At 60.2% G+C, this 26,510-nt stretch carries 15 protein-coding genes, 2 tRNA genes, 3 rRNA genes and 1 pseudogene; 17 read left to right on the top strand and 4 right to left on the bottom strand.

Features of this window, described 5'->3' with window-relative positions; genetic code table 11:
* The first annotated feature begins 14 nt into the window (after positions 1 to 14).
* From L0U84_RS33515 to L0U84_RS33490, 6 genes are all read left to right on the top strand, one after another.
* Positions 15 to 1,193: a CaiB/BaiF CoA transferase family protein gene (locus L0U84_RS33515; protein WP_233856305.1), complete on the top strand. Its 1,179-nt coding sequence runs from the start codon at positions 15 to 17 to the stop codon at positions 1,191 to 1,193.
* A 107-nt stretch (positions 1,194 to 1,300) separates the two neighbouring features.
* On the top strand, positions 1,301 to 2,689 hold the full coding sequence (locus tag L0U84_RS33510; RefSeq protein ID WP_233856304.1) for an MmgE/PrpD family protein: 1,389 nt from the start codon (positions 1,301 to 1,303) through the stop codon (positions 2,687 to 2,689).
* The gene (locus L0U84_RS33505) at positions 2,686 to 3,489 is read left to right on the top strand and encodes an HpcH/HpaI aldolase/citrate lyase family protein (RefSeq protein ID WP_233856303.1); all 804 of its coding nucleotides are present in this window, start codon (positions 2,686 to 2,688) and stop codon (positions 3,487 to 3,489) included. Before L0U84_RS33510 ends, L0U84_RS33505 begins: the two co-directional genes overlap by 4 nt.
* A gap of 270 nt (positions 3,490 to 3,759) precedes the next feature.
* On the top strand, positions 3,760 to 5,379 hold the full coding sequence (locus L0U84_RS33500; protein ID WP_233856302.1) for a glycoside hydrolase family 43 protein: 1,620 nt from the start codon (positions 3,760 to 3,762) through the stop codon (positions 5,377 to 5,379).
* A gap of 78 nt (positions 5,380 to 5,457) precedes the next feature.
* Positions 5,458 to 6,726, top strand: a complete 1,269-nt coding sequence (locus tag L0U84_RS33495) for an MFS transporter (protein ID WP_233856301.1) — start codon at positions 5,458 to 5,460, stop codon at positions 6,724 to 6,726.
* Positions 6,727 to 6,791: 65 nt separating this feature from the next.
* Entirely contained in the window at positions 6,792 to 7,706 is a 915-nt protein-coding gene (locus L0U84_RS33490; RefSeq protein ID WP_233856300.1) for a LysR family transcriptional regulator, read from the top strand.
* A gap of 4 nt (positions 7,707 to 7,710) precedes the next feature.
* On the opposite strand, the pseudogene L0U84_RS43895 reads toward L0U84_RS33490, so the two are convergent.
* A pseudogene (locus tag L0U84_RS43895) lies at positions 7,711 to 7,767 on the bottom strand (diguanylate cyclase domain-containing protein); the annotation flags it as partial.
* A gap of 260 nt (positions 7,768 to 8,027) precedes the next feature.
* On the opposite strand from L0U84_RS43895, the gene L0U84_RS33480 reads away from it, so the two are divergent.
* From L0U84_RS33480 to L0U84_RS33455, 6 genes are all read left to right on the top strand, one after another.
* Positions 8,028 to 9,410, top strand: coding sequence for an MFS transporter (locus L0U84_RS33480; RefSeq protein WP_233856299.1), 1,383 nt, complete (start codon positions 8,028 to 8,030; stop codon positions 9,408 to 9,410).
* Between the two features lie 113 nt (positions 9,411 to 9,523).
* Positions 9,524 to 10,435, top strand: coding sequence for a LysR family transcriptional regulator (locus L0U84_RS33475; protein WP_233856298.1), 912 nt, complete (start codon positions 9,524 to 9,526; stop codon positions 10,433 to 10,435).
* Positions 10,436 to 10,606: 171 nt separating this feature from the next.
* Complete coding sequence (gene amaB / locus L0U84_RS33470) at positions 10,607 to 12,106, top strand: L-piperidine-6-carboxylate dehydrogenase (RefSeq protein ID WP_233856297.1); 1,500 nt, start codon at positions 10,607 to 10,609, stop codon at positions 12,104 to 12,106.
* Positions 12,107 to 12,266: 160 nt separating this feature from the next.
* Entirely contained in the window at positions 12,267 to 13,439 is a 1,173-nt protein-coding gene (locus L0U84_RS33465) for an NAD(P)/FAD-dependent oxidoreductase (RefSeq protein WP_233856296.1), read from the top strand.
* 152 nt (positions 13,440 to 13,591) lie between these two features.
* Positions 13,592 to 14,800 carry an aminotransferase-like domain-containing protein gene (locus tag L0U84_RS33460; RefSeq protein ID WP_233856295.1) on the top strand — a complete coding sequence of 403 codons (1,209 nt, stop codon included), beginning with the start codon at positions 13,592 to 13,594 and terminating at the stop codon, positions 14,798 to 14,800.
* Between the two features lie 641 nt (positions 14,801 to 15,441).
* Positions 15,442 to 16,545 (top strand): YjgN family protein, encoded by a 1,104-nt coding sequence (locus L0U84_RS33455; protein ID WP_233856294.1) that lies wholly within the window; start codon positions 15,442 to 15,444, stop codon positions 16,543 to 16,545.
* A gap of 538 nt (positions 16,546 to 17,083) precedes the next feature.
* Here L0U84_RS33455 and rpoD read toward each other — a convergent pair.
* Positions 17,084 to 19,081: an RNA polymerase sigma factor RpoD gene (gene rpoD, locus L0U84_RS33450; RefSeq protein WP_233856293.1), complete on the bottom strand. Its 1,998-nt coding sequence runs from the start codon at positions 19,079 to 19,081 to the stop codon at positions 17,084 to 17,086.
* A gap of 720 nt (positions 19,082 to 19,801) precedes the next feature.
* On the opposite strand from rpoD, the gene L0U84_RS33445 reads away from it, so the two are divergent.
* From L0U84_RS33445 to rrf, 5 genes are all read left to right on the top strand, one after another.
* Positions 19,802 to 21,332: ribosomal RNA gene (locus tag L0U84_RS33445) — 16S ribosomal RNA — on the top strand.
* A gap of 74 nt (positions 21,333 to 21,406) precedes the next feature.
* Positions 21,407 to 21,483: transfer RNA gene (locus tag L0U84_RS33440), tRNA-Ile, on the top strand.
* 93 nt (positions 21,484 to 21,576) lie between these two features.
* Positions 21,577 to 21,652, top strand: a tRNA-Ala gene (locus tag L0U84_RS33435).
* Positions 21,653 to 21,944: 292 nt separating this feature from the next.
* A 23S ribosomal RNA gene (locus L0U84_RS33430) occupies positions 21,945 to 24,825 on the top strand.
* Positions 24,826 to 24,981: 156 nt separating this feature from the next.
* Positions 24,982 to 25,095 (top strand): 5S ribosomal RNA (gene rrf / locus L0U84_RS33425).
* The 16S, 23S and 5S rRNA genes sit together here with 2 tRNA genes alongside, the layout of an rRNA operon.
* 194 nt (positions 25,096 to 25,289) lie before the next feature.
* Here rrf and L0U84_RS33420 read toward each other — a convergent pair.
* Entirely contained in the window at positions 25,290 to 25,751 is a 462-nt protein-coding gene (locus L0U84_RS33420) for a hypothetical protein (RefSeq protein WP_233856292.1), read from the bottom strand.
* A 342-nt stretch (positions 25,752 to 26,093) separates the two neighbouring features.
* Entirely contained in the window at positions 26,094 to 26,432 is a 339-nt protein-coding gene (locus tag L0U84_RS44290; RefSeq protein ID WP_442794075.1) for a hypothetical protein, read from the bottom strand.
* Between the last annotated feature and the right edge of the window lie 78 nt (positions 26,433 to 26,510).

Here is a 26,510-nt window from a genome sequence, read left to right as displayed (position 1 = left end):
CGCTGGCGGACATCATGAGACCTCTCGACGGTATCAAGGTCATCACACTCGAGCACGCGATTGCCGCGCCGTTCTGCACACGTCAACTGGCCGATCTCGGCGCGCGCGTGATCAAGATCGAACGGCCCGGCGTCGGCGATTTCGCGCGCGGGTATGACGAACGCGTGCATGGACTGTCATCGCATTTCGTGTGGACCAATCGGTCGAAGGAAAGTCTTTCGCTCGATCTGAAGCAGCCCGCGGCGGCGGAGATTCTCGATGCGCTGGTGGCCGATGCCGACGTGCTGGTGCAGAACCTCGCGCCAGGCGCCGCCGAACGGCTCGGCCTGGGCTACGGCACGTTGAGCGACAAGCATCCAAAGTTGATCGTCTGCGATATCTCCGGCTACGGCGCGGACGGTCCGTATCGCGACAAGAAAGCGTACGACCTGCTGATTCAAAGCGAGTCCGGCTTTCTGTCGATCACCGGTTCACCCAACGCGCCAGCGAAGGCGGGCTGCTCGATCGCGGATATCGCGGCGGGCATGTACGCGTATTCGAACATCCTGAGCGCGCTGTTGCAGCGTGGACGCACAGGGCGCGGATGCCGTATCGACGTGTCGATGCTCGAAAGCATGGTCGAGTGGATGGGCTATCCGCTCTACTACGCGATCGACGGTCAGCCACAGCCCGCGCTCGCGGGTGCCGCGCATGCGACGATCTATCCTTACGGCCCGTTTCCCGCTGGCGACGGCAAGACGGTCATGCTTGGCTTGCAGAACGAACGCGAATGGAAGCTGTTCTGCGAGCGCGTGCTCGCACAGCCTGAGTTGGCAACCGACGAACGCTTCGCATCGAATTCGAAGCGTACTGCGGCGCGCGACGCGCTGCGCGAGGTGATCGTCGTGGCGTTCGCGAAGCAGAGCGCCGCGCAGGTGATCGAGCGACTCGATGAGGCCGGCATCGCGAACGCGCAGATGAATACGCTCGCCGACGTGTGGGCGCATCCGCAACTGAAGGCGCGCGAGTGCTGGCAGGAAGTCGGCACGGCAGCGGGCACCATACCGGCATTGCGGCCGCCCGGCTTGCCTTCCGACATCGCGCCCCGGATGGACCCGGTACCCACTCTTGGTCAACATACCGAATCAATTCTGCGTGAGCTTGGTTACGACAATGCTCGTATCGACGCGCTGCGCGCGGCCGGCACGATCTGATCAGTAGACCTGCTTTGCTTCGCACCGGCACGCATGTGATGCAGCATGACGAGCCGGCATTCCGAACGAATCCGATGCAACCTGGCACAACACCGCGCACGACACTCATGAGCGACCATCCCAGTCTCACACTTGCCACTTTCGCCGCACAACTCGACTTCGACAGCATTCCGCACGAGGTCGTCGAGCGTACCGTCAACCTGTACGTCGATTGGCTGGGCTCGGCGCTGGCCGGCAAAGGCGCGCGCCCGGTCGAGACGATCGCGCGGTTCGCACGCGCGGCAGCCGGTGCGACGAACGAGGGCCGCTGCGAGGTGCTGATCGACCGCAGCGGCACCACGCCGTATTTCGCCGCGATGATCAACGGCGCGGCATCGCACTTCGCTGAACAGGACGACGTGCACAATGGCTCGGTGTTTCATCCGGCGACCGTGGTGTTTCCGGTTGCGCTCGCGTTGGCACAAGCAAAGCGAGCGTCGGGGCGCGACTTCATCGCGGCGGCGGTGGCGGGCTATGAGGTCGGCATTCGCATCGGCGAATTTCTCGGGCGCTCGCACTACAAGGTGTTTCACACCACGGGCACGGTCGGCACGGTCGCGGCCGCGGCAACTGCGGGACGGTTGTTGGGTTTATCGCCGTCGCAGATGCTCGATGCGTTCGGCTCGGCGGGCACGCAGGCGAGCGGCCTGTGGGAATTTCTGCGCGACGCCGCCGACTCGAAGCAACTGCATACCGCGATGGCCGCCGCGAATGGCCTGATGGCCGCGCAACTTGCCGCCGACGGCTTCAAGGGCGCGACGCACATTCTCGAAGGCGCGCAGGGCATGGCCGCGGGTATGTCGAGCGACGCCGATCCGGCGCGCCTCGTCGATCGGCTCGGCAGCCGCTGGGCGACCGCGGAGACGTCGTTCAAGTATCACGCGGCGTGCCGCCATACGCATCCGGCCGCCGATGCGCTGCTCGCCGTCGTGCAGGCGCATGGTCTCGCGCCGGGAGACATCGCGAAGGTGGTCGCGCACGTGCATCAAGGCGCGATCGATGTACTCGGTGCCGTGGTCACGCCGCGTACCGTGCATCAGGCGAAGTTCAACATGGGCACGGTACTCGGGCTCGTCGCGCATCACGGCTATGCGGGCGTGACCGAATTCGAGCAGGGCTTCGACGCGAGCGAGATCGCCGTGTTTCGCGACAAGGTCACGATGGTGCTCGACGCTGAAGTCGACTCCGCGTATCCCGCACGCTGGATAGGCAAGGTCACGGTGGCGACGACCGACGGCCGCGTGTTCGATGGGCGTGTCGATGAACCGAAAGGCGATCCGGGGAATACGTTGTCGCGCGATGAGATCGCGACGAAGCTGCATCGGCTGGCGGCGTTTTCGGGTGCGGCTACTGAAGGTGAGGCGGTGCAATTGCTTCGCCGCGCGTGGCGGGTTGCCGAAGAGACGCGGATTGGTTCGGTATTCGATGCAACTTCGCGCACGACGGTGGCGGCATGAGCGCGTTGCCCCGCTCGTATCTGTTCGTGCCTGGGAACCGGCCCGAGCGGTTCGACAAGGCCTATGCGGCCGGCGCGGACGCGGTGATTCTCGATCTGGAAGACGCGGTGCCGCCGGATCAGAAGGTGCCGGCGCGTGCGGCGGTGGTAGCCGCAGTGTCGGCTAACGCATCGCGGGCCGCGTGGGTACGCATCAATGGCTCGGATACCCGCTGGTTTCCAGATGACGTTGCTGCGCTCGTTGGGCAGGCCGGAGTCGCGGGAATCGTGCTGCCAAAAGCTGAGACACGCGAACAGATCTGCGCGGTGCTCGCTAACGCGCATCCGGCGTTGAGCGTGTTGCCGATCGTCGAGACTGCGCGTGGGTTCGCGAATCTTGCGGAACTATGTGGCTCACCGCGCGTGCTGCGTATCGTGTTCGGCACGCTGGATTTTCAGGTCGATCTCGGTATCGATGGGGATGGCGAGGAGTTGCATCTGTTTCGCTCGCAGATCGTGCTTGCGTCGAGACTCGCTGAAATTGGTGCGCCGGTGGATGGCGTGTCGACGACCATTATCGATGCTGATGCGGTGCAAGCCGATGCGCGGCGCGGGCGGCGGTTTGGATTCGGCGGCAAGCTTTGCATTCATCCGAAGCAGATCGAGGCGGTGCATCGCGCGTATGCGTGGAGCGACGCCGAGGTGGAGTGGGCACGGCGGGTGCTTGCGGCTGTCGAGGCGAGCGATGGCGCCGCCGTTGCAGTGGATGGGAAAATGGTCGATATGCCGGTGATCCTGCGGGCGCGGAGGGTTTTGGGCTGAAAGACGGCACGACAGCCGAAAATCCCGAGGACGACTGGAACACCGCTGGATTTCTACATATCGAGGGAGCGCGTGTGATCAGGGTATCAACGTATCCCTCCGACTGAAGCCACTCACTTGCCGGTCATTCGAACGACGTACCAGCGAGCACCTCACTCAAGGGAATACCCCCCCATCACCGCACTTGAATAGTTGACTGGTCACATGCTAGATTAAATTGTTATCGGTAACAGTCCGTTCCCCTCAGCACGTCACAAAATACCCCTTCCGATGAGCACTATTCAAAATCCAGTACTGCGCGGCTTCAATCCGGATCCTTGCGTATGTCGTGGCAAGGATGCCTGGTACATCGCGGTTTCAACGTTTGAATGGTATCCGGGCGTTCTCATTTACGAATCGAAAGACTTCGTCAACTGGGAACTCAAGGCCACGCCTCTGGATAGGCTATCGCAATTGAACCTGATCGGGGAGCAGCCGTCCGCAGGGATATGGGCGCCCGCTCTGTCCTATCACGACGGCCTTTACTGGCTCGTCTATACCGACACCAAGGCATGGAAAGGCGAGCAGAAGATCTCCCCGCTGCGTGACATGCACAACTACCTCGTGACCGCCCCGGACATCACCGGCCCCTGGTCGGAGCCCGTGCATCTCGTGTCCGGCGGATACGATCCGTCGCTGTTCCACGACGAATCGGGCAAAAAGTGGCTGGCCTATATCCGGCGCGATTTCAGAGGGATCCACGAAGACCTTTTCGTCGGAATCGTTCTGCGGGAATACTCGGTGCAGGAGGAAAAGCTGATCGGCGAAGAGCGCGTCATCTATAAGGGCGCCAACCTGAAGACCGATTACTTCATGAAATGTCAGATCTACGAGGCTCCGCATTTGCTGAAGAAGGGAGGCTGGTACTACCTGATCACAGCGGAGGGCGGCACAGGCTATACGCATGCAACGTGTGTATCCAGGTCTCGCGATATTTTCGGTCCATACGAGCTTCATCCCGACACGCCGATGCTCACGTCGCGCGACGCAAATGGACGGATCCAGCGGACCGGCCACGGCAATCTTGTCGAAGGTCCGCACGGGCAGTGGTACATGACGTATCTCGGATCGAGACCGATCGATGCGCACACGAAGCGCTCGCCGCTAGGCCGCGAGACCTGCATCGCAGCGATCGAATGGCAGGCCGACTGGCCCCGCCTCGCTAGTGGTGGCGTGATCCCGGCCGAATCTTTCGTGATCGACTCGCACATCGAGCAAAGCCTCGACAGCAGTTGGGCGGTCGATTTCGAACAATGTGCCGCGTTGCCGCTGGAACTGCAGAGTCTGCGAATCCCTATCAGCGACGAGTGGTGCAATCTTCACGAACATCCGGGCCATCTGCGGATAAGGGGGCAAGAGTCGCCGACTTCGCGGTTCCATCAAAGCTTGCTGGCCTGTCGCATCCGCGACTGGCAGTTCGAAGTCGAAACGGCGCTGGAATTTTCGCCCAAGTCGTATCTGCACATGGCAGGGCTCATGGCACGTTACGACGAGAACACCTTCTACTATCTGTTCGTCACGCGCGACGACGACGGCACAAAAATCCTGTCCTACATGGAAATGGATGCCGGCAGCTTCGCCTACAGCAATCGACTCGCGACGCTGCCCGAGGCCACCGGGATCGACCTGCGGATGCGCGTCGTGGACGCGAAACTGCGCTTCTTCTATCGCATGACGGATGGTGACTGGAAGGACCTCGGACTGGAAAAGGATTTCACGAAACTCAGCGACGAATATGCAACCCCAATCGGCTTCACGGGGGCTTTCACGGGTATCACCGTCAACGACATGCTCGGTTTTCGCGAGCCTGCCGATTTCAAGTCGTTCTCGTACCGCCAACTGGCCGGCTAGGACGCGGATTTCGTTTCATCGCTGTCGATCGATAATAAGGAAGACCTCATGCGCTTTCGTTGGAGACATCGCTATCTCGTGCTGCTGATTCTGTTCGCGATCTATCTGCTCTGTTATATGGACAGAATGATCATGGCAGCGGCTATTCCATTTATTGCGTCGGAGTTTCATCTGTCGGCGATGGAAATGGGAGGAATCCTCAGTGCGTTCTTCTTCAGCTACGCGCTATGTCAGATCCCGGCAGGCCTGCTTGCGGACAGATTCGGCCCGCGGCTAATGACCACGATCGGGATTGCGTGGTGGACGGTTTTCACCGCGCTTACTGGACTGTGCAATTCGCTCGGTTTGATGCTGGTGGTGCGGGTCGCGTTCGGCGTCGGCGAAGCGCTCTTTCCTCCGGCCGCATTCAAGGCACTGTCGGCATGGTTCCCAAAGCGCGAAGTGGGACGGGCGACCGGGCTGATGATGACCACCAATGCTCTGGGACCTGCACTGGCGCCGCTGTTCGTGGCCGCCGTGATGGCCGCGTGGGGATGGCGCGCGATCTTCACGAGCCTGTTCATACCCGGTATCGCGATGGCGATATTCGGCTGGATCTATATCCGAAACAGCCCAAAGGACAGCAAGCACGTTTCGGATATCGAACTGGAGGAAATCGGTACCAGCGAAAAAACATCGTCTGCTTCCGCCGGCAAGGCGGATTTCGCTGGATTGGTGAAAACTCCGCTGGTCTGGTGGTGCTTCGTCACCTTGTTCGTTTTTAGCATTGCCTCGTGGGGCATCATGAGCTGGTTCCCGACATATCTGCTGAAAGCGCGCGGCCTTTCGACGGCCCGAATGGGCATTATGGCGTCGGTGCCATTTCTCGTCGGCACGATTGCCTACTGCATCACCGGCTTTCTTTCCGACAAGTTCTTCCGCAATCGTCGCGAATTGCTGGTCGTCCTCGGCTGCATCGTGGCCGCCATCTTTGCTTATATGACGGCCCATGCCGAGACCGTGGAAACGGCGGTTTTCTATCAGACGATCGGCTATTTCTTCTCGACCATGGCCGGCTGTTCGTTGTACACCATCCCGAACGTCGCGCTGCCGAACAAGGTCGTCGGGTCGGCAATCGGCTTTGTCAATGCAGCGGGTCAGCTGGCAGGATTTCTTTCCCCGCTGATCGTCGGTTACATCCTGACCAGGACGAACAACGACTTCAATGTCGTCTTCCACCTCTTCGTCGGCTGCTTCTTGCTGGCGTCGGTTTCCGCATGGTTCATCAATACGAGGACGGACCGCAGCGACACTGCCGCGTTGACCGGCGGCGCAGAAGTAACCGCGCAGAACCAGGCAGCTGGATAAATGGAGCGATGGGGCCTGAGCCGGTGATAATTCCGGCTCAGTCACCTGCTTTGATTCGCCCGACCATGAAATCGAGGATCGAAAATTATTCCAGTGGGATTAGCGTATTTGCCGCGGTAGTCGACGCCGGCACGTTTGCGGCTGCGTCGGAAGTGATCGGAATGTCACCGCCTGGCGTGAGCCGAGCCATTGCAAGGCTCGAAAAGAGGCTGAAGATCCGGCTCTTCAACCGGACCACACGTTCCGTATCGCTGACGGAGGAGGGCCGCCGCTTTTACGAGCAGGTGATGCCGCACCTCGCGGGGCTGGAGGAGGCCGCCGTGGCCGCGGCCGGCGGCGCATCGGCGGTGCGGGGGAAGTTGCGGGTCAACCTCGATCCGGTTTGTTACCGGGCGATCCTCGGGCAGCAACTCGACCAGTTCATGGATGCGCATCCTGAGCTCGAAATCGAGTTCATCGCGCGCGATCATCTCGGCGATCTGGTTCTCGAGGGATTTGATCTCGCGCTGCGGTTCGGCGAGCCGAGGATATCGACGCTGGTCGCACGCAAGCTGCTCGACACGGCCGTGGTGACGGTCGCCGCCCCTTCGTACATCGCACGACGCGGCCGCCCGGCAAAGCCGGAAGATCTCGAAGGCCCGACTCACCGATGCCTGGAATTCCGTAATCCGGAGACAGGCAAGCCGTTCCCCTGGGAATTCCATCGCAAACGCAAGCACATCGTGATTGCCCCGCGGGGACGATTGACGGTGAACGATCCTGGTGCGCTGCTCAACGCGTGCCTCGCTGGATCCGGCGTCGCGCAGATGCTTCTTCTCGGTGCCGAGCATCTGATTGATGAAGGGCGGCTGATCAATCTCTTTCCCGACTGGCCTGACGAACGCTATCCCCTCTACGCCTGCTACCCGTCACGGCATCACATGCCGGCCAAGACGCGAGCCTTTCTGGACTTCGTCGTCGAGTTGGCGAACGCTCACTAGCGAGCACTTCGTCGCCAATATCGTGTCCGTAACTGTTGTTGATCTTCTTGAAGTAATCGAGATCGAGGTTTCAACGGGCAGCGCCGAGTGAAGAGCTTCTTTTCCATTCCCTTAATCAAACCAGAACACGCACCTCCAAAAAACCCAATTCCCACTCCACGTCACCTGTCGCAATCTCGAAGCCAACGGCCCAGCACGATTCAACAGCGGCCGTTCAGCGCTCTGCTCCGAGTCGCCGCATCCAACGGATGCAGCCTCGCAGAACTGTTCCGCGCACGCGGCTCTCGCCCGCGCGCAGCTTAAAAAGACAGGAGACACAATTTGTCAGCCCCCATCAACTCCGGCGCACGCCTCGACCGCCTGCCGATCACCCGTTTCCACTGGAACATCCTCGGCCTGATCGGCGCGGGCGCTTTCCTCGACGCCTTCGACATCTATCTCGCCAACGGCGCCCTCGCGGCGATGGTCAAAACCGGTTTCACCGATCTGCGCCTCGGCTCTTTCTTCATCTCCGCAACCTTCATGGGCATGATGATCGGCGCTGGCCTGTCGGGCTATCTCGGCGACCGCTTCGGCCGACGCTACTCATATCAAGCCAATCTCGCGATCTTCGGCATCGCATCGCTCGCCGCCTGCTTCGCGCCGGACATCTACTGGCTGATCCTGCTGCGCTTCATCATGGGCATCGGCCTCGGCGCTGAACTCGTGGTCGCGGCCGGCACGCTGTGCGAATTCGTGCCACCCGCGACACGCGGCCGCTGGACCGCGTTGCTAGCGCTGATCATCAACTCCGGTCTGCTCGGTGCGACCGCAATCGGCTATTGGGTGATTCCGCATCTCGGCTGGCGCTACATGTTCGCGATCGCGGGTGTCGGTGCGCTGATCGTGTGGTTTCTGCGGCATCGGATGCCGGAGTCGCCGCGCTGGCTTGAAACGGTCGGCCGGCTCGAAGAGGCTGAGGCGACCGTCGCGGCGATCGAGCGACAGGTCGAGGCGCGCGTCGGCAAGCTGCCGCCGGTCGCGCGCGTGGTCAGTCACGAGGTGCCGGCCGCACCGTTCTCGGCGTTGTTCGCGCGCGGCATGATCGGCCGCACGCTGGTCGCCGCGCTGACCTGCATGGCGATCAACATGTCGCTGTACGGTTTCGTCGCGTGGCTGCCGACGTTCTTCGTCAAGGAGGGCCTGACCATCGTGCAGTCGCTCGGTTTCGTGTTGCTGATGTCGTTCGGCGCGCCGGCCGGCGCTGTCGTCGGTTATCTCGTCACGGACCGCCTCGGGCGGCGCAACGGCATCGTGCTGTTCTCGCTCGCAACGATCGTGCTCGGCTTCATTTACGTCCAGATGCGCGCGCCGGTGCCGATCGCGGTCGTCGGCTTCGCGCTCGTCACGGCGATCTACACGGTCTGCACACTCGGTCTGTTCGGCTACATCCCCGAGCTGTTTCCGACCGCGCATCGCTTGCGCGGCACCGGCGTGGCCGGTACGTGCGGCCGCGCGGCGTCGATGTCGACACCCTATGTCGCGCTGTTGCTGTACACGCAATTCGGGGTGACGGGTGTGCTGACGATGGTCGGTGGCGTACTGTTGTTGCTGAGCATCGCGATTCTCGCGCTGCGCATCGAAACGAGTCAGCAGACGCTCGAAGAGATTTCGCCCGATGCCGAGCTGATGCCGCAAGCTGAGATGATGCAAGAGTCGGCTTAGGCAATACGCGCATGAAGGCGGTCCGTCGATTCGGATCTTTCCCCGGCTAAATTTCACCGCGTCCGGTTAAGATGAAAGTTTGCTTTGCGCGTGCTTCGCCAGCAGCTTTCATCATGCACTTCGATTTCGTCGATTTACGCCTGCTCCTGCACATCGCCGACACGCGCAATCTCGCGCGTGCCGCGGAGCGTTCGCACCTGTCTGCGCCGGCCGCCAGCAACCGGGTCAAGAATCTCGAGGAGCAGCTTGGCGTCAAGCTGCTCTATCGAACCAGCCAGGGTGTGACGCCGACTCCCGCTGGTGAGGCCTTCGTACACCACGCGCGGCTCGTGCTCGAACGCGTCGAGCATCTGGCAGGCGACATGCAGGAGTACGGCGAAGGCATCAAGGGCCACGTGCGCATCTGGGCCAACACGACCGCGATCAGCGAGTTCATGCCGGCGGTGCTGAGCCGGTTCCTGCGCGATCACCCGGACGTGAACATCGATCTGCGCGAAGTGTTGAGCGGCGAGATCGTCAAGGGCGTCGCCGACAGCGCGACCGATATCGGCATCGTCGCGGGCAATGTGCATGCCGAGCATCTGCAGATGCTGCCGTATCGCGACGATCGGCTCGTGCTGGTTACGTCGTACGAGCATCCGCTCGCAAGGCAGGCGTCGGTCGATTTTTCGCAGGTGTTGAACGCGAACTTCGTGAGCCTGCCGACGTCGAGCGCGATTCACGCGTTCATCATGAGCGCCGCCGATGCGCTCGGCGCGCGTCTCAAACTTCGCATCCAGGTCGGCAACTTCGAGGCCGCGTGCAGGATGATCGAGGCGGGTGTCGGAATCGGCATCGTGCCGGAGTCGGTCGCGCTGCGGCACATCAAGACGATGCAGATCGCGATCGTCGGCCTGAACGATCCGTGGGCCGAGCGCAAGCTGAAGATCTGCGTGCGCAGTCTGAAGGACTTGCCGCCGTTCGCGCGCGTGCTGGTCGACCGGTTGATGGCGGTGGCGGAGGGGGACGGCGCGCCAGATGCTTGACGCGCGGCCGTGGGACACCCGCCCCATGTCCGACGAAGTTTCCTTCTGGAAACACCGCAGCCTTTTGTCAACCGGTATTTCACTCCCCAGCATCTCCTTGCCGGCATAGAAACCCGCGTGTATAGTTTCCGAACTTACTCTTGTTTCGTATCGGAAATTAAAGGGGTTCACATGGACGCGTCCACCATCCTTGCCGATCTCGGCATTGCCCAAGCCGCGCAAGCCGGCGATATCGTGGTTCATTCGCCGATCACCGGCGAGCTCATCGGCCGTGTGGCCAGCCAGACGGCGGCTGAGGTCGACACGGCGCTCGCTCGGGCCAAAGACGCGTTCGCCGTGTGGCGCAACGTGCCGGCGCCGCGCCGCGGCGAGCTGGTGCGGCTGCTCGGCAATCGGCTGCGCGAACAGAAGCAGGCGCTCGGCAGCCTCGTCTCGCTGGAGACCGGCAAGATCCTTCAGGAAGGCATGGGCGAAGTGCAGGAAATGATCGACATCTGCGATTTCGCGGTCGGTTTGTCCCGTCAACTGTACGGTTTGACGATCGCGTCCGAGCGCCCGGGTCATCGGATGGCGGAGTCGTGGCATCCGCTCGGCACCTGCGTCGTGATCTCGGCGTTCAATTTCCCGGTGGCGGTGTGGTCGTGGAATGCGGCGCTCGCGCTGGTGTGCGGTAACGCGGTGATCTGGAAGCCGTCGGAAAAGACGCCGCTGTCGGCGCTGGCCGTGAACAGGATTCTCGAAGACGCGCTGAAGGAATTCGGCGACGCGCCGGCTGGCCTGAGCGCATTGATCATCGGCGGCCGCGACGTTGGCGAAAAGCTCGTGGCCGATCCGCGCGCGTCGATCGTCAGCGCGACGGGCAGCACGGAAATGGGTCGCAAGGTCGGTGTCGAAGTGGCGAAGCGCTTCGGCCGCTCGCTGCTCGAACTCGGCGGCAATAACGCCGGCATCGTCACGCAGACGGCCGACCATGAACTCGCGATGCGCGGCATCCTGTTCTCGGCGGTCGGCACGGCCGGTCAGCGTTGCACGTCGCTGCGGCGTCTGTTCGTGCACGACAGCGTGTACGAGAAGACCGTCGAACGTCTGAAGCAGCTGTATAGCCGCGTGCCGATCGGCAATCCGCTCGAAAAGGGCACGCTGATGGGGCCATTGATCGACCGTCAATCGTTCGACCGCATGCAGGAAGCGCTGCAGCAGGCGAAGGCCGAGGGCGGCAAGGTGTTCGGCGGCGAGCGAGTCGAGGTGAAGGGTTATGAGGGCGGCTACTACGTGCGTCCGGCCATCGTCGAGATGCCGTCGCAAACGTCGGTCGTGCTGAAGGAAACCTTCGCGCCGATTCTGTACGTGCTGCGCTATGCCGACTTCGCCGATGCGCTCGAGGCGAACAATGCGGCGCATCACGGTTTGTCGTCGTGCGTGTTCACGAGCGACCTGCGCGAAGCGGAACGCTTCGTGTCCGCGTCGGGCAGCGACTGCGGCATCGCGAACGTCAACATCGGACCGAGCGGTGCCGAGATCGGCGGCGCGTTTGGCGGCGAGAAGGAAACGGGCGGCGGTCGTGAGTCGGGTTCGGATGCGTGGAAGGCTTATATGCGTCGCGCGACCAATACCGTGAACTACTCGTCGGCGCTGCCGCTTGCGCAAGGCATCGACTTCAATCTCGACTGAGCGCGCGCAAGTGTGACGTTGTGAGCGATGGCGGCGCATTGCGCTCGATGCGGATGCGCCGCGCTCGCCGTGACGCGCGCAGGCAACCGCGCGTTCCTGATAGCAATCCGTTTGCGCCGCCCGGCGTTCCGGAGCGGCCACGTTACTCGTGGAGTAAGACGTGAGTTCGAAAGTCGTGATCGTCGGCGGTGGGGTGATCGGCAGTTCGATTGCGTATTTCTTGCGGCTGTCCGATCCGACAGTCGGCGTCACGGTAATCGAGCGCGATCCGACCTATGCGCGTTCGTCGTCGGCGTTGTCGGCGGCGTCGATCCGGCAGCAGTTTTCGACGCCGCTTTCCATTCAGATGTCGCTGTTCGGCATCGAGTTTCTGCGCTCGATCGGCGAGCGGCTCGAAGTCGACGGCACGCGGCCCTCGATCGATCTGCACGAAGGCGGCTACCTGTTTCTCGCGACATCAGCCGGTGAAGCGACGCTGCGCGAGAATCACGCGCTGCAAAAAAGCCTCGGCGCGGATATTAGTCTGCTCGACGCGCGAGGCTTGCAAACGCGCTGCCCCTGGCTCAATACCGACGACCTCGTTGCCGGCGCTTTTGGCGAAAGCGGCGAAGGCTGGTTCGACGGCTACGGTCTCGTGCAGGCGCTGCGCAAGAAAGCGCAGGCGCTCGGCGCGCGCTACGTCGCGGCCGACGTCACCGCGCTACATCGCGACGGCAACCGCGTCACGCAGGTACAGACCGCCGACGGCGAGACCTATGCTTGCGACGTCGTCGTCAACGCGGCCGGCGCGTGGTCGCGCAAGGTCGCGCAGATGATCGGCATCGACCTGCCGGTTTATGCGCGGCGGCGCAGTATCTTCAACGTCACGTCGCCGGCCAGACTCGAACGCTGTCCGCTGCTGATCGATCCGAGCGGCGTGTACTTCCGGCCCGAAGGGAATTCGTATATTTGCGGCACGTCGCCATCGGCCGATAACGACCCCGACGATCTACCGCTCGACGAAGTCGATCACGCGCTATTCGACGATGTGATCTGGCCGACGCTTGCCAATCGCGTGCCGCAATTCGAGGCGCTGCGAGTGCAAAACTGCTGGTCCGGCTATTACGAATACAACGTGCTCGATCAGAACGCGATCATTGGCCATCATCCGGATGTCGACAACTGCATCTTCGCGAACGGCTTCAGCGGCCACGGTTTGCAGCAGGGGCCGGCAACCGGGCGCGGCATCAGCGAATTGATTCTGCATGGCCGCTATGCGACGCTCGATCTCAGTTCACTGAGCTTTGCGCGCGTGCTCGAAAACCGGCCGATCATCGAAAAGAACGTGGTGTAGCGCCTTTTATGGGCCTGAAGCGGGGTCATGCGTAAAACGCAATAAGTAGTGCATAGATATCGTTTGCCGCAGTTCCCGCCGTTGGCCACAATCGACGCCGATCGTCTTCGACATCTGAATCGATATCACACGAAAGGCAGGCGGCCGACATCATGTTCTCATTCAATCCCGCATTCGAAGCCCCGAGCGGTTCGCCGATCCGCGAACTGTTCAAATACCTCGCGCAGCCCGGCATGATCTCTTTCGCCGGCGGTTATCCGGCGAGCGATCTGTTCGACCGCGAAGGACTCGATGCCGCGGCCGCGCGCGCGTCGCAGCAGCCGACGCTGTGTCTGCAATACGGCCCGACCGATGGCATCGCGATCCTCAAGGAACAACTCGCGCTGCTGATGACACGGCGCGGCGCGCCATGCGCGCCCCCAGACCTGCTGGTGACGACCGGTTCGCAACAAGGCTTCGATCTGCTGCTGCGGGTGATGGTCGCGCCCGGCGACATCGTGCTCGTCGAGCAGCCCGCGTATCCGGCCACCTTGCAGGCGCTGAAGCTCCAACAGGCCGACGTCGTCACGGTGCCCGTCGATCAGCACGGCCTCGACGTTGCGAAACTCGCCGCAGTGCTCGAATCGGACACGTTGCGCAGCGCTCCCAAGCTGCTGTACACGGTGCCGACGTTCGCGAATCCGACCGGCGCGACGTTGTCGCTCGAGCGTCGAATCGCATTGTTGAAACTGGCGGCGCGTTATCGGTTCGTGATCGTCGAAGACGATCCATATGGCGATCTGCGGTTCGATGGCACGGCAGTGCCTTCGCTTTTCGCATTGAGCGAGCAAGTGCCCGGTTCGCGCGACTGGGTCGTGCATTTTTCGAGTCTGTCGAAGATCGTCGCGCCAGGATTGCGTGTCGGCTGGATGGTCGCGCACGCGGAGATCGTGCGGCGTTGCGTGGTCGCCAAGCAGACCGTCGATCTATGCAGCGCACCGTGGACCCAGGCGATCGCCGCCGAGTACCTCGCAAGCGGCGCGTTGGAGCGGCATCTGCCGCGCATTGTCGATGCGTATGCCATGAAATGCCGCGCGCTATGCGATGCGCTCGACACGCATCTCGCGCAGCACATCGCTTTCCATCGTCCGGCGGGTGGCATGTTCGTGTGGGCGCGCCTGAACGCGGCGTGCGATGCATCCGACTATCTGCGCATGTGCATCGAACAGAACGTGATGTTCGTGCCGGGCGTCGCGTTTTACAAGGACGCGGTCGATAGGGCGGCGCTGCGACTGTCGTTTGCCGCGCCGGGTGTGGAGCAGATTGAAACCGGCGTGCATCGTATGAAGCGGGCGCTCGAGCAGTATCTCGAGGGGAAATAAAAACTTTGATCGCGTCGATGCAATCAGTTGAATGCATCGGATTACCCGGCGAGTATCTAATGCTTAGCCGGGTTTTTTAATCCAAATGCCAAAAATTGCGGCGATTTTACAGAATTCACCGCATTCCTCATTAATTGCGAATTGCGTTGCGGGTGAATTGCGTTGCGTGCGAATGCGCAATCGTTTTCCTTCACACATGCCGTTCTACTTGGCCGGTCGTGACGAGCCGCAGGCGAGGCTGCGCGGGGTTGTCGCGTCGGACGGTGCGCGCGCGAGCGGGCCGTCAAATGATCGCCTCCAATGAAATCGCAATTGCCCGACTTAATTTCTGGATTATGCAATTTGTATAAATTCGCGCGTTGCTAAATCTCGTAATGAAAATGGCCGATTTATATGCGGAAATGCCGTTTATAAAGATTGGAACCCGTGTAATTATCGTGATTGCCGGCCGGCTTCCGTTTTGCGTGATTCTCTGAGCGTTTGAAAGACAGGTTTTGCATGGGCTCGCGCCACGCGAGCCGGCCTTCGCACGGGAAAGCACCGTCGCCCGTCGCGATCGCACACGCATGCCGCATACAAGTGCCGCACGAGGATGCGTGAGCGGGCCACAAAAACGTTAATGAGGAAAAGAGGGCAACGCAATGAATTCACTCGACGAGAAGCGGCCGCTGCTGATCTACGACGGCACGCTCGGCGACCTCTATGGCATCTTTTTCAGAAACATTCTGCTGCAAATCGTGACGCTCGGCATTTACCGCTTCTGGGCGCGCACAAACAATCGCCGCTATGTCTGGTCGCACATGCGGTTTCAGGACGAGCGCTTCGAGTACACGGGCACCGGCGGCGAGCTATTCAAGGGTTTTCTATTCGCGATCGTGGTCGTGTTCAGCGCGGCGTTCGCGGCTGGAGCGCTGAGCGTGGTCTTGCGCATGCTGACGAAAAGCGCGGCGCTCGGTTCGCTGCCTGTTATCGCGTTGTATCTGCTGATCGTCGTGCTCGCGGCGGCCGCGTTTTTCGGCGCGCAACGCTATCGGCTGAGTCGCACTCAGTGGTGCGGTATTCGCGGCGGCATGACCGGCTCGACGCTCGGCTACGGCGTGCGCGCGTTGCTGTATGCGCTGTTGTGCGTTCTCACGCTCGGCCAGATGATGCCATGGGCATCGATGCGTCTGACGGAACGCCGCATCAACGCGAGCCGCTTCGGTAGTCTGGCGTTTCGCTTCGAGGGGCGCGCATGGTTCGTCTACGGCCTGTTCCTCGTCACGTTCGTCGGCGTGGTTGTGTTGTTCGCGGTGCTGTTCATGGTGTTTCTGAAGGGCACCCTCGCATCGATGCATGCCGGCCTCATGTCGGGGGCGGGTATGGCGCCGTCGCGGGCCGCGCTTGGATCGCTGTTCTTGTTCTATGCGCTGTTCTCCATCGGCACGATGTTGATCCGCAGCTTCTATATCGCGGCGCTGACGCGCCATGTGATGGGCAATACATCGCTCGGCTCGCAATTGCATTTCGGCAGCAACGTGAGCGTCGTGCGTCTGCTTGGTTTGCAGTGCGGCAATCTCGCGATCATCGTGTTCACGCTAGGCTTCGGCGCGCCGATCGTGCTGCATCGGCTGATGCGCTTTGCCGCCGACACGCTGCAGGTTTCCGGCTACCTCGATCCGCACATGCTGGGGCAGAGCACGGTGGCCATGCCTTTGACCGGCGAGGGCATGCTGAATCTGCTCGACCATGGTGGCGCCTTCTGAGACTGGCGTCGCTTCGCCTGCACCGCGTGGCGCGCGTTACTTCGACGGCCGTAGCGCGGTCGCTCCGGCGACGCTGCGTGGACATCTTTTCGCTGCCGGACGGCTCGTGAAGTTGTCGTATAGCCTCGGATGGGGCACGTTGCCGACGCGACTGGCATCGCCCATCTGCAGACTAGCGGCCTGCGCAGCGACGGGCTCGTCGCCCGGCGAAAGCGCGTTGAGCGCGCAACAGCGAACGGGGCGGTTCGCACCTTGTGCAGAAAGCGATCGGGCACACGACTCATTCAAGGCGCGAGCGCGAAACGCAATCAGCTCAATGAGTTAGCGCAGTCATGCGCAGGTTGTCCACAAGCTTGTTCCCAAAATCTGTGGACAATCGCGCAGAAGCGAAACTGAGAACTCGCGCGTGCGAAGAGTGACGGGAAGGTACAGCACAAAGCAAACAGCGGGACTCACCGTTGACCGGTTCATCCCGCTGCTTGTGTACGACGGTGTGACCGGCTTGCCGCGCAGTGCGCACGGCAAGCGTGGCCAACGCTTATCGGTCGAGGAACGACTTCAGACGGTCCGCGCGGCTCGGATGCATGAGCTTGCGCATCGCCTTGCTCTCGATCTGACGGATCCGCTCGCGCGTCACGTCGAACTGCTTGCCCACTTCTTCAAGCGTGTGATCCGACTTCGTGTTGATGCCGTAGCGCATGCGCAGAACCTTCGCTTCGCGCGGCGACAGCGAGTCGAGCGCGTCGTCGATCGCGGCACGCAGGTCGGCCTGCATCGCGGCATCCGCCGGCGACGACACGCCAGCGTCTTCGATCATGTCGCCCAGCGTCGCATCGCCGTCGTCGCCGACCGGCGTTTCCAGCGACACCGGCTGCTTCGCGATCTTCAGAATGCCGCGGACCTTCTCTTCGGACAGTTCCATCCGCTCCGCGAGCACCGCCGGATGCGCTTCCTGGCCGGTCTGCTGCAGGATTTCGCGCGAAATACGGTTCAGCTTGTTGATCGTTTCGATCATGTGCACCGGCACGCGGATCGTGCGCGCCTGATCCGCGAGCGAACGCGTGACGGCTTGACGGACCCACCACGTCGCGTACGTCGAAAACTTCCAGCCACGACGGTATTCGAACTTGTCCACGGCCTTCATCAGACCGATGTTGCCTTCCTGGATCAGGTCGAGGAACAGCATGCCGCGGTTCACGTACTTCTTCGCGATCGAGATCACGAGACGCAGGTTCGCCTCGATCATCTCGCTCTTGGCCTTGCGCATCTTCGATTCAGCCGCGACCATCTTGCGGTTGATCTCTTTCAGATGCTTGAGCGGCAACGACACCGTCGCTTCGATGTCGATCAGCTTCTGCTGTTCGGACTGGATGGCCGGCAGATGACGCTCGAGTGCCGCGCCGTACGTCGAAGCGCCAGTGCGCGCGGCACGCTCGGTCCAACCGAGGTCGGCCTCGCTACCCGCGAACGTCTCGATGAACTTCTCGCGCGGCATGCCGGCCTTCGAGACGACGATCTGCAAAATGTTGCGTTCGATCGCGCGCACTTGCGCGACCTGGTGCTGCACGTCGCCGCACAGGCGGTCGATCGTACGTGCGGTGAAGCGGATCTTCGCGAGGTGCTGCTGGATGTCTTCGCGTGCGCGCAGATAGGCCTTGGAGGTGACGTCGCCGCGCGTGTGCGCCGCGTTCATCTCGTCGGACAGAATGCCGACCTGGGCGAAAATTTCGAGGCAGTCGCTCGTGAGCTGCTTCAGGCGAGCTTCGTCCGCCGCCGACGAATCGGCCGGGCCGTCGTCTTCTTCTTCGTCTTCGTCGCTTTCCTCGTCGGCATCGCTCTCTTCGTCGGCATCCGCATCGGCGCTCGCGACTTCTTCGGCGGCGCCCGTCTCTTCATTCAGACCGTCGACGAGTTCGTCGATGCGCAGCTCGCCATCGGCGACCTGCTGCGCGCTCGCGAGGATCGCGGAGATGGCGAGCGGGCACGCGGCGATCGCCTGCACCATTTCGTGCAGGCCGTCTTCGATGCGCTTCGCGATCGCGATTTCGCCTGCGCGGGTCAGCAGCTCGGTCGCGCCCATTTCGCGCATGTACATACGCACGGGGTCGGTGGTGCGGCCGAACTCGGAGTCGACGGTCGACAGCGCAACCTCGGTTTCTTCGTCCGCCTGGTCGTCCGACACCACGGCCGGGGAGTTCGAGTTGAGCAGCAGCGTTTCCGCGTCCGGCGCCTGCTCGTAGACCTGCACGCCCATGTCGCTGAACGCGCTGACGATGCTGTCGATCGCCGCGGTTGCGGTGAAGTTGTCGGGCAGGTGGTCGTTGATCTGCGCGTGGGTCAGGTAGCCTTGCTCTTTACCCAGCTGGATCAATGCGCGCATCAGGCGCTGGCGCTCTTCGGCTTGTTGCGGGGGCAGATCGGCTGCCACGGGGATCGCTTTGCCGGCGCCCTTGCCTTTGGCCGAGCGGCCGGACGGAACTTTGGCAGTGAAGGCGGCGGTTTCGTGTTGCGAATCTTCGCGATCAAAAGGGTTCACGTAATTTCCTCTAGAGGCTTCGCTATGAGACGCAAGACGCTACCGTCAGGCGTATCGAGCAGGGCTCAGCATCACCTGATGTGACTCAACGCGGTTGTTGGGCTGTGCTCTGGGGAGCAAAAAAGATGAGCCCGCTAGGAAGCGGGCCGATGGACATGCGAAATTTTGCGCGGCTCGCATTATATACGAGCTTGGGGGTTCGCGCTCATGGGTGCACATCAAATCATCGTCGCTGTTGTCGCATGCATGCGTGAGGCTACGCTGGTGCGTAGCCCGTGCGCATGCGCGCGGCCCCACATATATAGGGGCGTGTTGGTTCTTGCGCAAGGGGCTCCGCGTCGTTTTGCTATATGTGGGTCGCATCCTCGCAGGCTGTCCCCGAAAACAAATTCGCAGAAGGGGCTTGACGTGTTGTCGATCGCTCTCCATAATCTCGTTTCTCTGCTGCAGACGCAGCGACGCAAACGAAGCGGTGCCGGGTGGTGGTGGTTAAGGCGCTGCGGGTTGGGCGGATCGATCTTTAAAAACTAACAGCCGATAAGTGTGGGCGCTTGATGCGGAATGCGGCGGCGGATTCTCCGGAATCTGCTGCAAGGCAAAAGTATCAGAAGCCTCACACAGTATTAGAGGAAGGTTTATCTGTCGAAAGACGGATCAATCATCGTCAGTACGTTGAGTGAGCGACCGGTCTCGAGAGAGACCGAAAACAGTAACAGGTTTGAACTGAAGAGTTTGATCCTGGCTCAGATTGAACGCTGGCGGCATGCCTTACACATGCAAGTCGAACGGCAGCACGGGAGCAATCCTGGTGGCGAGTGGCGAACGGGTGAGTAATACATCGGAACGTGTCCTGGAGTGGGGGATAGCCCGGCGAAAGCCGGATTAATACCGCATACGCTCTATGGAGGAAAGCGGGGGATCTTCGGACCTCGCGCTCAAGGGGCGGCCGATGGCAGATTAGGTAGTTGGTGGGGTAAAGGCCTACCAAGCCGACGATCTGTAGCTGGTCTGAGAGGACGACCAGCCACACTGGGACTGAGACACGGCCCAGACTCCTACGGGAGGCAGCAGTGGGGAATTTTGGACAATGGGCGCAAGCCTGATCCAGCAATGCCGCGTGTGTGAAGAAGGCCTTCGGGTTGTAAAGCACTTTTGTCCGGAAAGAAAACCTCGTGGCTAATATCCGTGAGGGATGACGGTACCGGAAGAATAAGCACCGGCTAACTACGTGCCAGCAGCCGCGGTAATACGTAGGGTGCGAGCGTTAATCGGAATTACTGGGCGTAAAGCGTGCGCAGGCGGTGATGTAAGACCGATGTGAAATCCCCGGGCTTAACCTGGGAACTGCATTGGTGACTGCATCGCTCGAGTATGGCAGAGGGGGGTAGAATTCCACGTGTAGCAGTGAAATGCGTAGAGATGTGGAGGAATACCGATGGCGAAGGCAGCCCCCTGGGTCAATACTGACGCTCATGCACGAAAGCGTGGGGAGCAAACAGGATTAGATACCCTGGTAGTCCACGCCCTAAACGATGTCAACTGGTTGTCGGGCCTTCATTGGCTTGGTAACGTAGCTAACGCGTGAAGTTGACCGCCTGGGGAGTACGGTCGCAAGATTAAAACTCAAAGGAATTGACGGGGACCCGCACAAGCGGTGGATGATGTGGATTAATTCGATGCAACGCGAAAAACCTTACCTACCCTTGACATGTATGGAATCCTGCTGAGAGGTGGGAGTGCCCGAAAGGGAGCCATAACACAGGTGCTGCATGGCTGTCGTCAGCTCGTGTCGTGAGATGTTGGGTTAAGTCCCGCAACGAGCGCAACCCTTGTCCCTAGTTGCTACGCAAGAGCACTCCAGGGAGACTGCCGGTGACAAACCGGAGGAAGGTGGGGATGACGTCAAGTCCTCATGGCCCTTATGGGTAGGGCTTCACACGTCATACAATGGTCGGAACAGAGGGTTGCCAAGCCGCGAGGTGGAGCCAATCCCAGAAAACCGATCGTAGTCCGGATCGCACTCTGCAACTCGAGTGCGTGAAGCTGGAATCGCTAGTAATCGCGGATCAGCATGCCGCGGTGAATACGTTCCCGGGTCTTGTACACACCGCCCGTCACACCATGGGAGTGGGTTTTACCAGAAGTGGCTAGTCTAACCGCAAGGAGGACGGTCACCACGGTAGGATTCATGACTGGGGTGAAGTCGTAACAAGGTAGCCGTATCGGAAGGTGCGGCTGGATCACCTCCTTTCCAGAGCTTGCATTGCTGCGCAAGCGCTCACGCTTATCGGCTGTGGTTAGTAGAAGCAACGCAGACAGGCTCAGGGGTCTGTAGCTCAGTCGGTTAGAGCACCGTCTTGATAAGGCGGGGGTCGATGGTTCGAATCCATCCAGACCCACCATCCTTTGCGATGATCGTTAGTGCTTTAGCACTTACGAGCATCTCACCCCCGAAGGGGGTTAAGCGAATGAGCTAAGTTTGCGTGGCTATGAGAGGGGGATTAGCTCAGCTGGGAGAGCACCTGCTTTGCAAGCAGGGGGTCGTCGGTTCGATCCCGTCATCCTCCACCAATCCTCAATGCCAAGGGTTCAGCATGAAGTGGGATGCTGAGTACTTTGCATTGGCGATTGAGCCAGTCAGAGCGATATGAGGCAACTCATAATCGGCTGTCGTTCTTTAACAATCAGGAAGAAGTAGTAAAGAGATTCACGAAAGCGTACTTAGAGATGGGTGCGTGAGTAGGTGAATCAGGGTTGTGATTGTATCGATGTATTTTTAAGTGATCGAAAGATTGCTTTGGAATACGGCGCAACACGAATACTCAACCTGTAGCGGGTGCGTCTTGAGACACACCTGTTATAGGGTCAAGCGAACAAGTGCATGTGGTGGATGCCTTGGCGATCACAGGCGATGAAGGACGCGGTAGCCTGCGAAAAGCTCCGGGGAGCTGGCAAACAAGCTTTGATCCGGAGATGTCCGAATGGGGAAACCCACTCCTAATGGAGTATCCATGACTGAATACATAGGTCATGTGAAGCGAACGCGGTGAACTGAAACATCTAAGTAACCGCAGGAAAAGAAATCAACCGAGATTCCCAAAGTAGTGGCGAGCGAAATGGGATCAGCCTGTACTCTTTATTCTCATTGTTAGTCGAACGCTCTGGAAAGTGCGGCCATAGCAGGTGATAGCCCTGTAGACGAAAACAGCGAGGAAGAACTAGGTGTACGACAAGTAGGGCGGGACACGTGAAATCCTGTCTGAAGATGGGGGGACCATCCTCCAAGGCTAAATACTCGTGATCGACCGATAGTGAACCAGTACCGTGAGGGAAAGGCGAAAAGAACCCCGGGAGGGGAGTGAAATAGATCCTGAAACCGCATGCATACAAACAGTCGGAGCCTCGCAAGGGGTGACGGCGTACCTTTTGTATAATGGGTCAGCGACTTACATTCAGTGGCAAGCTTAACCGATTAGGGCAGGCGTAGCGAAAGCGAGTCCGAACAGGGCGTTCAGTCGCTGGGTGTAGACCCGAAACCAGGTGATCTATCCATGGCCAGGTTGAAGGCACGGTAACACGTGCTGGAGGACCGAACCCACTAACGTTGAAAAGTTAGGGGATGAGCTGTGGATAGGGGTGAAAGGCTAAACAAACCTGGAAATAGCTGGTTCTCTCCGAAAACTATTTAGGTAGTGCCTCGTGTATCACCTTCGGGGGTAGAGCACTGTCATGGTTGTGGGGTCCATTGCGGATTACTACGCCATAGCAAACTCCGAATACCGAAGAGTGCAATCACGGGAGACAGACATCGGGTGCTAACGTCCGGTGTCAAGAGGGAAACAACCCAGACCGCCAGCTAAGGTCCCCAAATATGACTAAGTGGGAAACGAAGTGGGAAGGCTAAAACAGTCAGGAGGTTGGCTTAGAAGCAGCCACCCTTTAAAGAAAGCGTAATAGCTCACTGATCGAGTCGTCCTGCGCGGAAGATGTAACGGGGCTAAGTCATATACCGAAGCTGCGGATGCGTGCTTTGCACGCATGGTAGGAGAGCGTTCCGTAAGCCTGCGAAGGTGCACTGGAAAGTGTGCTGGAGGTATCGGAAGTGCGAATGCTGACATGAGTAGCGATAAAGGGGGTGAAAGGCCCCCTCGCCGTAAGCCCAAGGTTTCCTACGCAACGTTCATCGGCGTAGGGTGAGTCGGCCCCTAAGGCGAGGCAGAAATGCGTAGCTGATGGGAAGCAGATTAATATTTCTGCACCATTGTGAAATGCGATGGGGGGACGGATCGCGGAAGGTTGTCCGGGTGTTGGAAGTCCCGGTCGCTGCATTGAAGAGGGTGCTTTGGCAAATCCGGGCACAGGACTCAAGGGTGTGGCGCGAGCTTCTTCGGAAGCGAAGCAACTGGAAGGGGTTCCAGGAAAAGCCTCTAAGCTTCAGTTTCACAGTGACCGTACCGCAAACCGACACAGGTGGGCGAGATGAGTATTCTAAGGCGCTTGAGAGAACTCGGGAGAAGGAACTCGGCAAATTGGTACCGTAACTTCGGGATAAGGTACGCCCTTGTAGCTTGACTGGCCTGCGCCAGGAGGGTGAAAGGGTTGCAATAAACTGGTGGCTGCGACTGTTTAATAAAAACACAGCACTCTGCAAACACGAAAGTGGACGTATAGGGTGTGACGCCTGCCCGGTGCCGGAAGATTAAATGATGGGGTGCAAGCTCTTGATTGAAGTCCCGGTAAACGGCGGCCGTAACTATAACGGTCCTAAGGTAGCGAAATTCCTTGTCGGGTAAGTTCCGACCTGCACGAATGGCGTAACGATGGCCACACTGTCTCCTCCCGAGACTCAGCGAAGTTGAAGTGTTTGTGATGATGCAATCTCCCCGCGGCTAGACGGAAAGACCCCATGAACCTTTACTGTAGCTTTGCATTGGACTTTGAACCGGTCTGTGTAGGATAGGTGGGAGGCTATGAAGCGTGGACGCCAGTCTGCGTGGAGCCGTCCTTGAAATACCACCCTGATCTGTTTGAGGTTCTAACCTTGGCCCGTAATCCGGGTCGGGGACAGTGCATGGTAGGCAGTTTGACTGGGGCGGTCTCCTCCCAAAGTGTAACGGAGGAGTACGAAGGTACGCTAGGTACGGTCGGAAATCGTGCTGATAGTGCAATGGCATAAGCGTGCTTGACTGTGAGACTGACAAGTCGAACAGGTGCGAAAGCAGGTCATAGTGATCCGGTGGTTCTGTATGGAAGGGCCATCGCTCAACGGATAAAAGGTACTCTGGGGATAACAGGCTGATACCGCCCAAGAGTTCATATCGACGGCGGTGTTTGGCACCTCGATGTCGGCTCATCTCATCCTGGGGCTGTAGCCGGTCCCAAGGGTATGGCTGTTCGCCATTTAAAGAGGTACGTGAGCTGGGTTTAAAACGTCGTGAGACAGTTTGGTCCCTATCTGCCGTGGGCGCTGGATATTTGAAGGGGGCTGCTCCTAGTACGAGAGGACCGGAGTGGACGAACCTCTGGTGTACCGGTTGTCACGCCAGTGGCATCGCCGGGTAGCTATGTTCGGAAGAGATAACCGCTGAAAGCATCTAAGCGGGAAACTCGCCTTAAGATGAGATATCCCCGGGGCTTCGAGCCCCTTGAAGGGTCGTTCAAGACCAGGACGTTGATAGGTCAGGTGTGCACGTACAGTAATGTACTGAGCTAACTGATACTAATTGCCCGTAAGGCTTGATCCTATAACCGGTGTGTTTTACCCCCAGCAGGGGGAGCGACACGCGCACGGTTGAGATCGGTGTTGTGCCAGAAACAACGCAACCCCCCACACACGAATCCTTTACGCTTCTTCCCGATTGGCTGTGGCGCATACCATTGCGACGCAGCAACCCGTCATGCCTGATGACCATAGCGAGTCGGTCCCACCCCTTCCCATCCCGAACAGGACCGTGAAACGACTCCACGCCGATGATAGTGCGGATTGCCCGTGTGAAAGTAGGTAATCGTCAGGCTCCTCACCCAGTCAGAAACCCCACCCACCGCGGTGGGGTTTCTGCGTTTACGCGGCCGAAAGCACGCGCTTCACTACTTTCCGATCCGCAACGCATCCGCGTAACCCGTCGGTTTCCCCGTCGGGTTCTGACACATTCGTCCAAAATCCGTGTCCTTTGGGCTCAGGCGAATAGCACTTCCTCCAAAAGAAACGCTAAGCCCGCTTACGCGCCGGCGCCCGGTCGGATCCACCTGCGATAAAGCGGTCGAGCCGTTCACTGGCCTCCGTAATCGCCCAAAGCGGAGCGCGATGCAACTGCCGATCGTAACTCGTTGCGATCGATGCAAAGAGGTCGAATCCCGCTTCGTCCAGCTTCCATTCATCGCGTTCCCGACCTGCGTCGAACACCAACGCCGACGCGCGGTCCGCAGCGTGGAGTTCTTCCTGGCTCATCGAGCCGAAGCCGGCATCGGCGAGGTAGCTGGTCAGCAGCATGATCTGCGTGAGCGTCTGTGCATCGCTCTTCGTGCCGGCGCCGCGGCGCAGCGCGTCGAGCGACAGATGAACTCGCAACGCGAGATCGTCGGCGATCTGGCGCGCGATGGGCAACAGCATGGCCTTGGCATGTCGCGCGCGGGCAGCGCCAGTATTGCGGAAGGGAATCGGTTGTGCCATGGAGATCCGAGGGGTTTGCCTGAGCACATGCAATAACGGCGCGCTTCGCAAAAGGTTGAGCCTTCATTGCGTTTTACCCGCTTCCTTCGACGAAAACGTTTGCTGGCAACCACTTGTGCGCAGATTGCCGGTACGTCGCGGCGTGCGTAGTTGGGCGAATTTGCACTGTGCATCACCCGCGATGCGCCCTTCGCTCCCCGCGAATCCAACGGCTTCACCTCCTATGCATGCCCACGGAAATGCGTCGCCGCGTTGCCGCCTCGCGCACGTCCGGCCGTCTGCCTTGGCCAAACCTCTCGATCATGACCATTGGAACAACGCCTACCGGCAAGCCGGAACCGATCAAGTTCGGCCGGCAAAGGCCATCCAGATGACTTCGACGCGAGGAAGCATCGTTGCAAGCTCATTCACCCAACATTGTCTCGACCTCAGGCCGATTTGCGGAACGACGGCGCATGGCTGTGGGACAGTTTCCTGCAGCTCGCGCGAATCGGTGCGACCGACGCAGACGGTGCCTGCCGTCCAGCGCTGATCGAACCCGACCGCCAGGCGCGCGAGCAGTTCATCGCATGGGCGAGAGAGGATCGGCTGCACGGCACGGGTCGACGCGATGGGCAATATCTTCGCGTGGCGGACGAAGCGGCGATCATCTTCGTGCCGTGCAAGGACGGCATCATCCACAACGAAATCGAGGACGCGGGCCGATCATCTGGAAGCCGGCTGCAATGTGCTGCCGCAGGTGATACTGAACGCGCCGTC

It is taken from the genome of Paraburkholderia sp. HD33-4 (assembly GCF_021390635.1).
Classification (GTDB): domain Bacteria; phylum Pseudomonadota; class Gammaproteobacteria; order Burkholderiales; family Burkholderiaceae; genus Paraburkholderia.
Note: the sequence above shows the minus strand (reverse complement) of the source record. Positions and strands in the feature narration are given on the sequence as shown.

Bases quoted from the DNA above. Each gene is read 5' to 3' on its own strand.
- L0U84_RS33515 (WP_233856305.1), top strand. From the start codon at position 15: ATGAGACCTCTCGACGGTATCAAGGTCATCACACTCGAGCACGCGATT.
- L0U84_RS33510 (WP_233856304.1), top strand. From the start codon at position 1,301: ATGAGCGACCATCCCAGTCTCACACTTGCCACTTTCGCCGCACAACTC.
- L0U84_RS33505 (WP_233856303.1), top strand. From the start codon at position 2,686: ATGAGCGCGTTGCCCCGCTCGTATCTGTTCGTGCCTGGGAACCGGCCC.
- L0U84_RS33500 (WP_233856302.1), top strand. From the start codon at position 3,760: ATGAGCACTATTCAAAATCCAGTACTGCGCGGCTTCAATCCGGATCCT.
- L0U84_RS33490 (WP_233856300.1), top strand. From the start codon at position 6,792: ATGAAATCGAGGATCGAAAATTATTCCAGTGGGATTAGCGTATTTGCC.
- L0U84_RS33475 (WP_233856298.1), top strand. From the start codon at position 9,524: ATGCACTTCGATTTCGTCGATTTACGCCTGCTCCTGCACATCGCCGAC.
- amaB (WP_233856297.1), top strand. From the start codon at position 10,607: ATGGACGCGTCCACCATCCTTGCCGATCTCGGCATTGCCCAAGCCGCG.
- L0U84_RS33460 (WP_233856295.1), top strand. From the start codon at position 13,592: ATGTTCTCATTCAATCCCGCATTCGAAGCCCCGAGCGGTTCGCCGATC.
- L0U84_RS33455 (WP_233856294.1), top strand. From the start codon at position 15,442: ATGAATTCACTCGACGAGAAGCGGCCGCTGCTGATCTACGACGGCACG.
- L0U84_RS33420 (WP_233856292.1), bottom strand. From the start codon at position 25,751: ATGGCACAACCGATTCCCTTCCGCAATACTGGCGCTGCCCGCGCGCGA.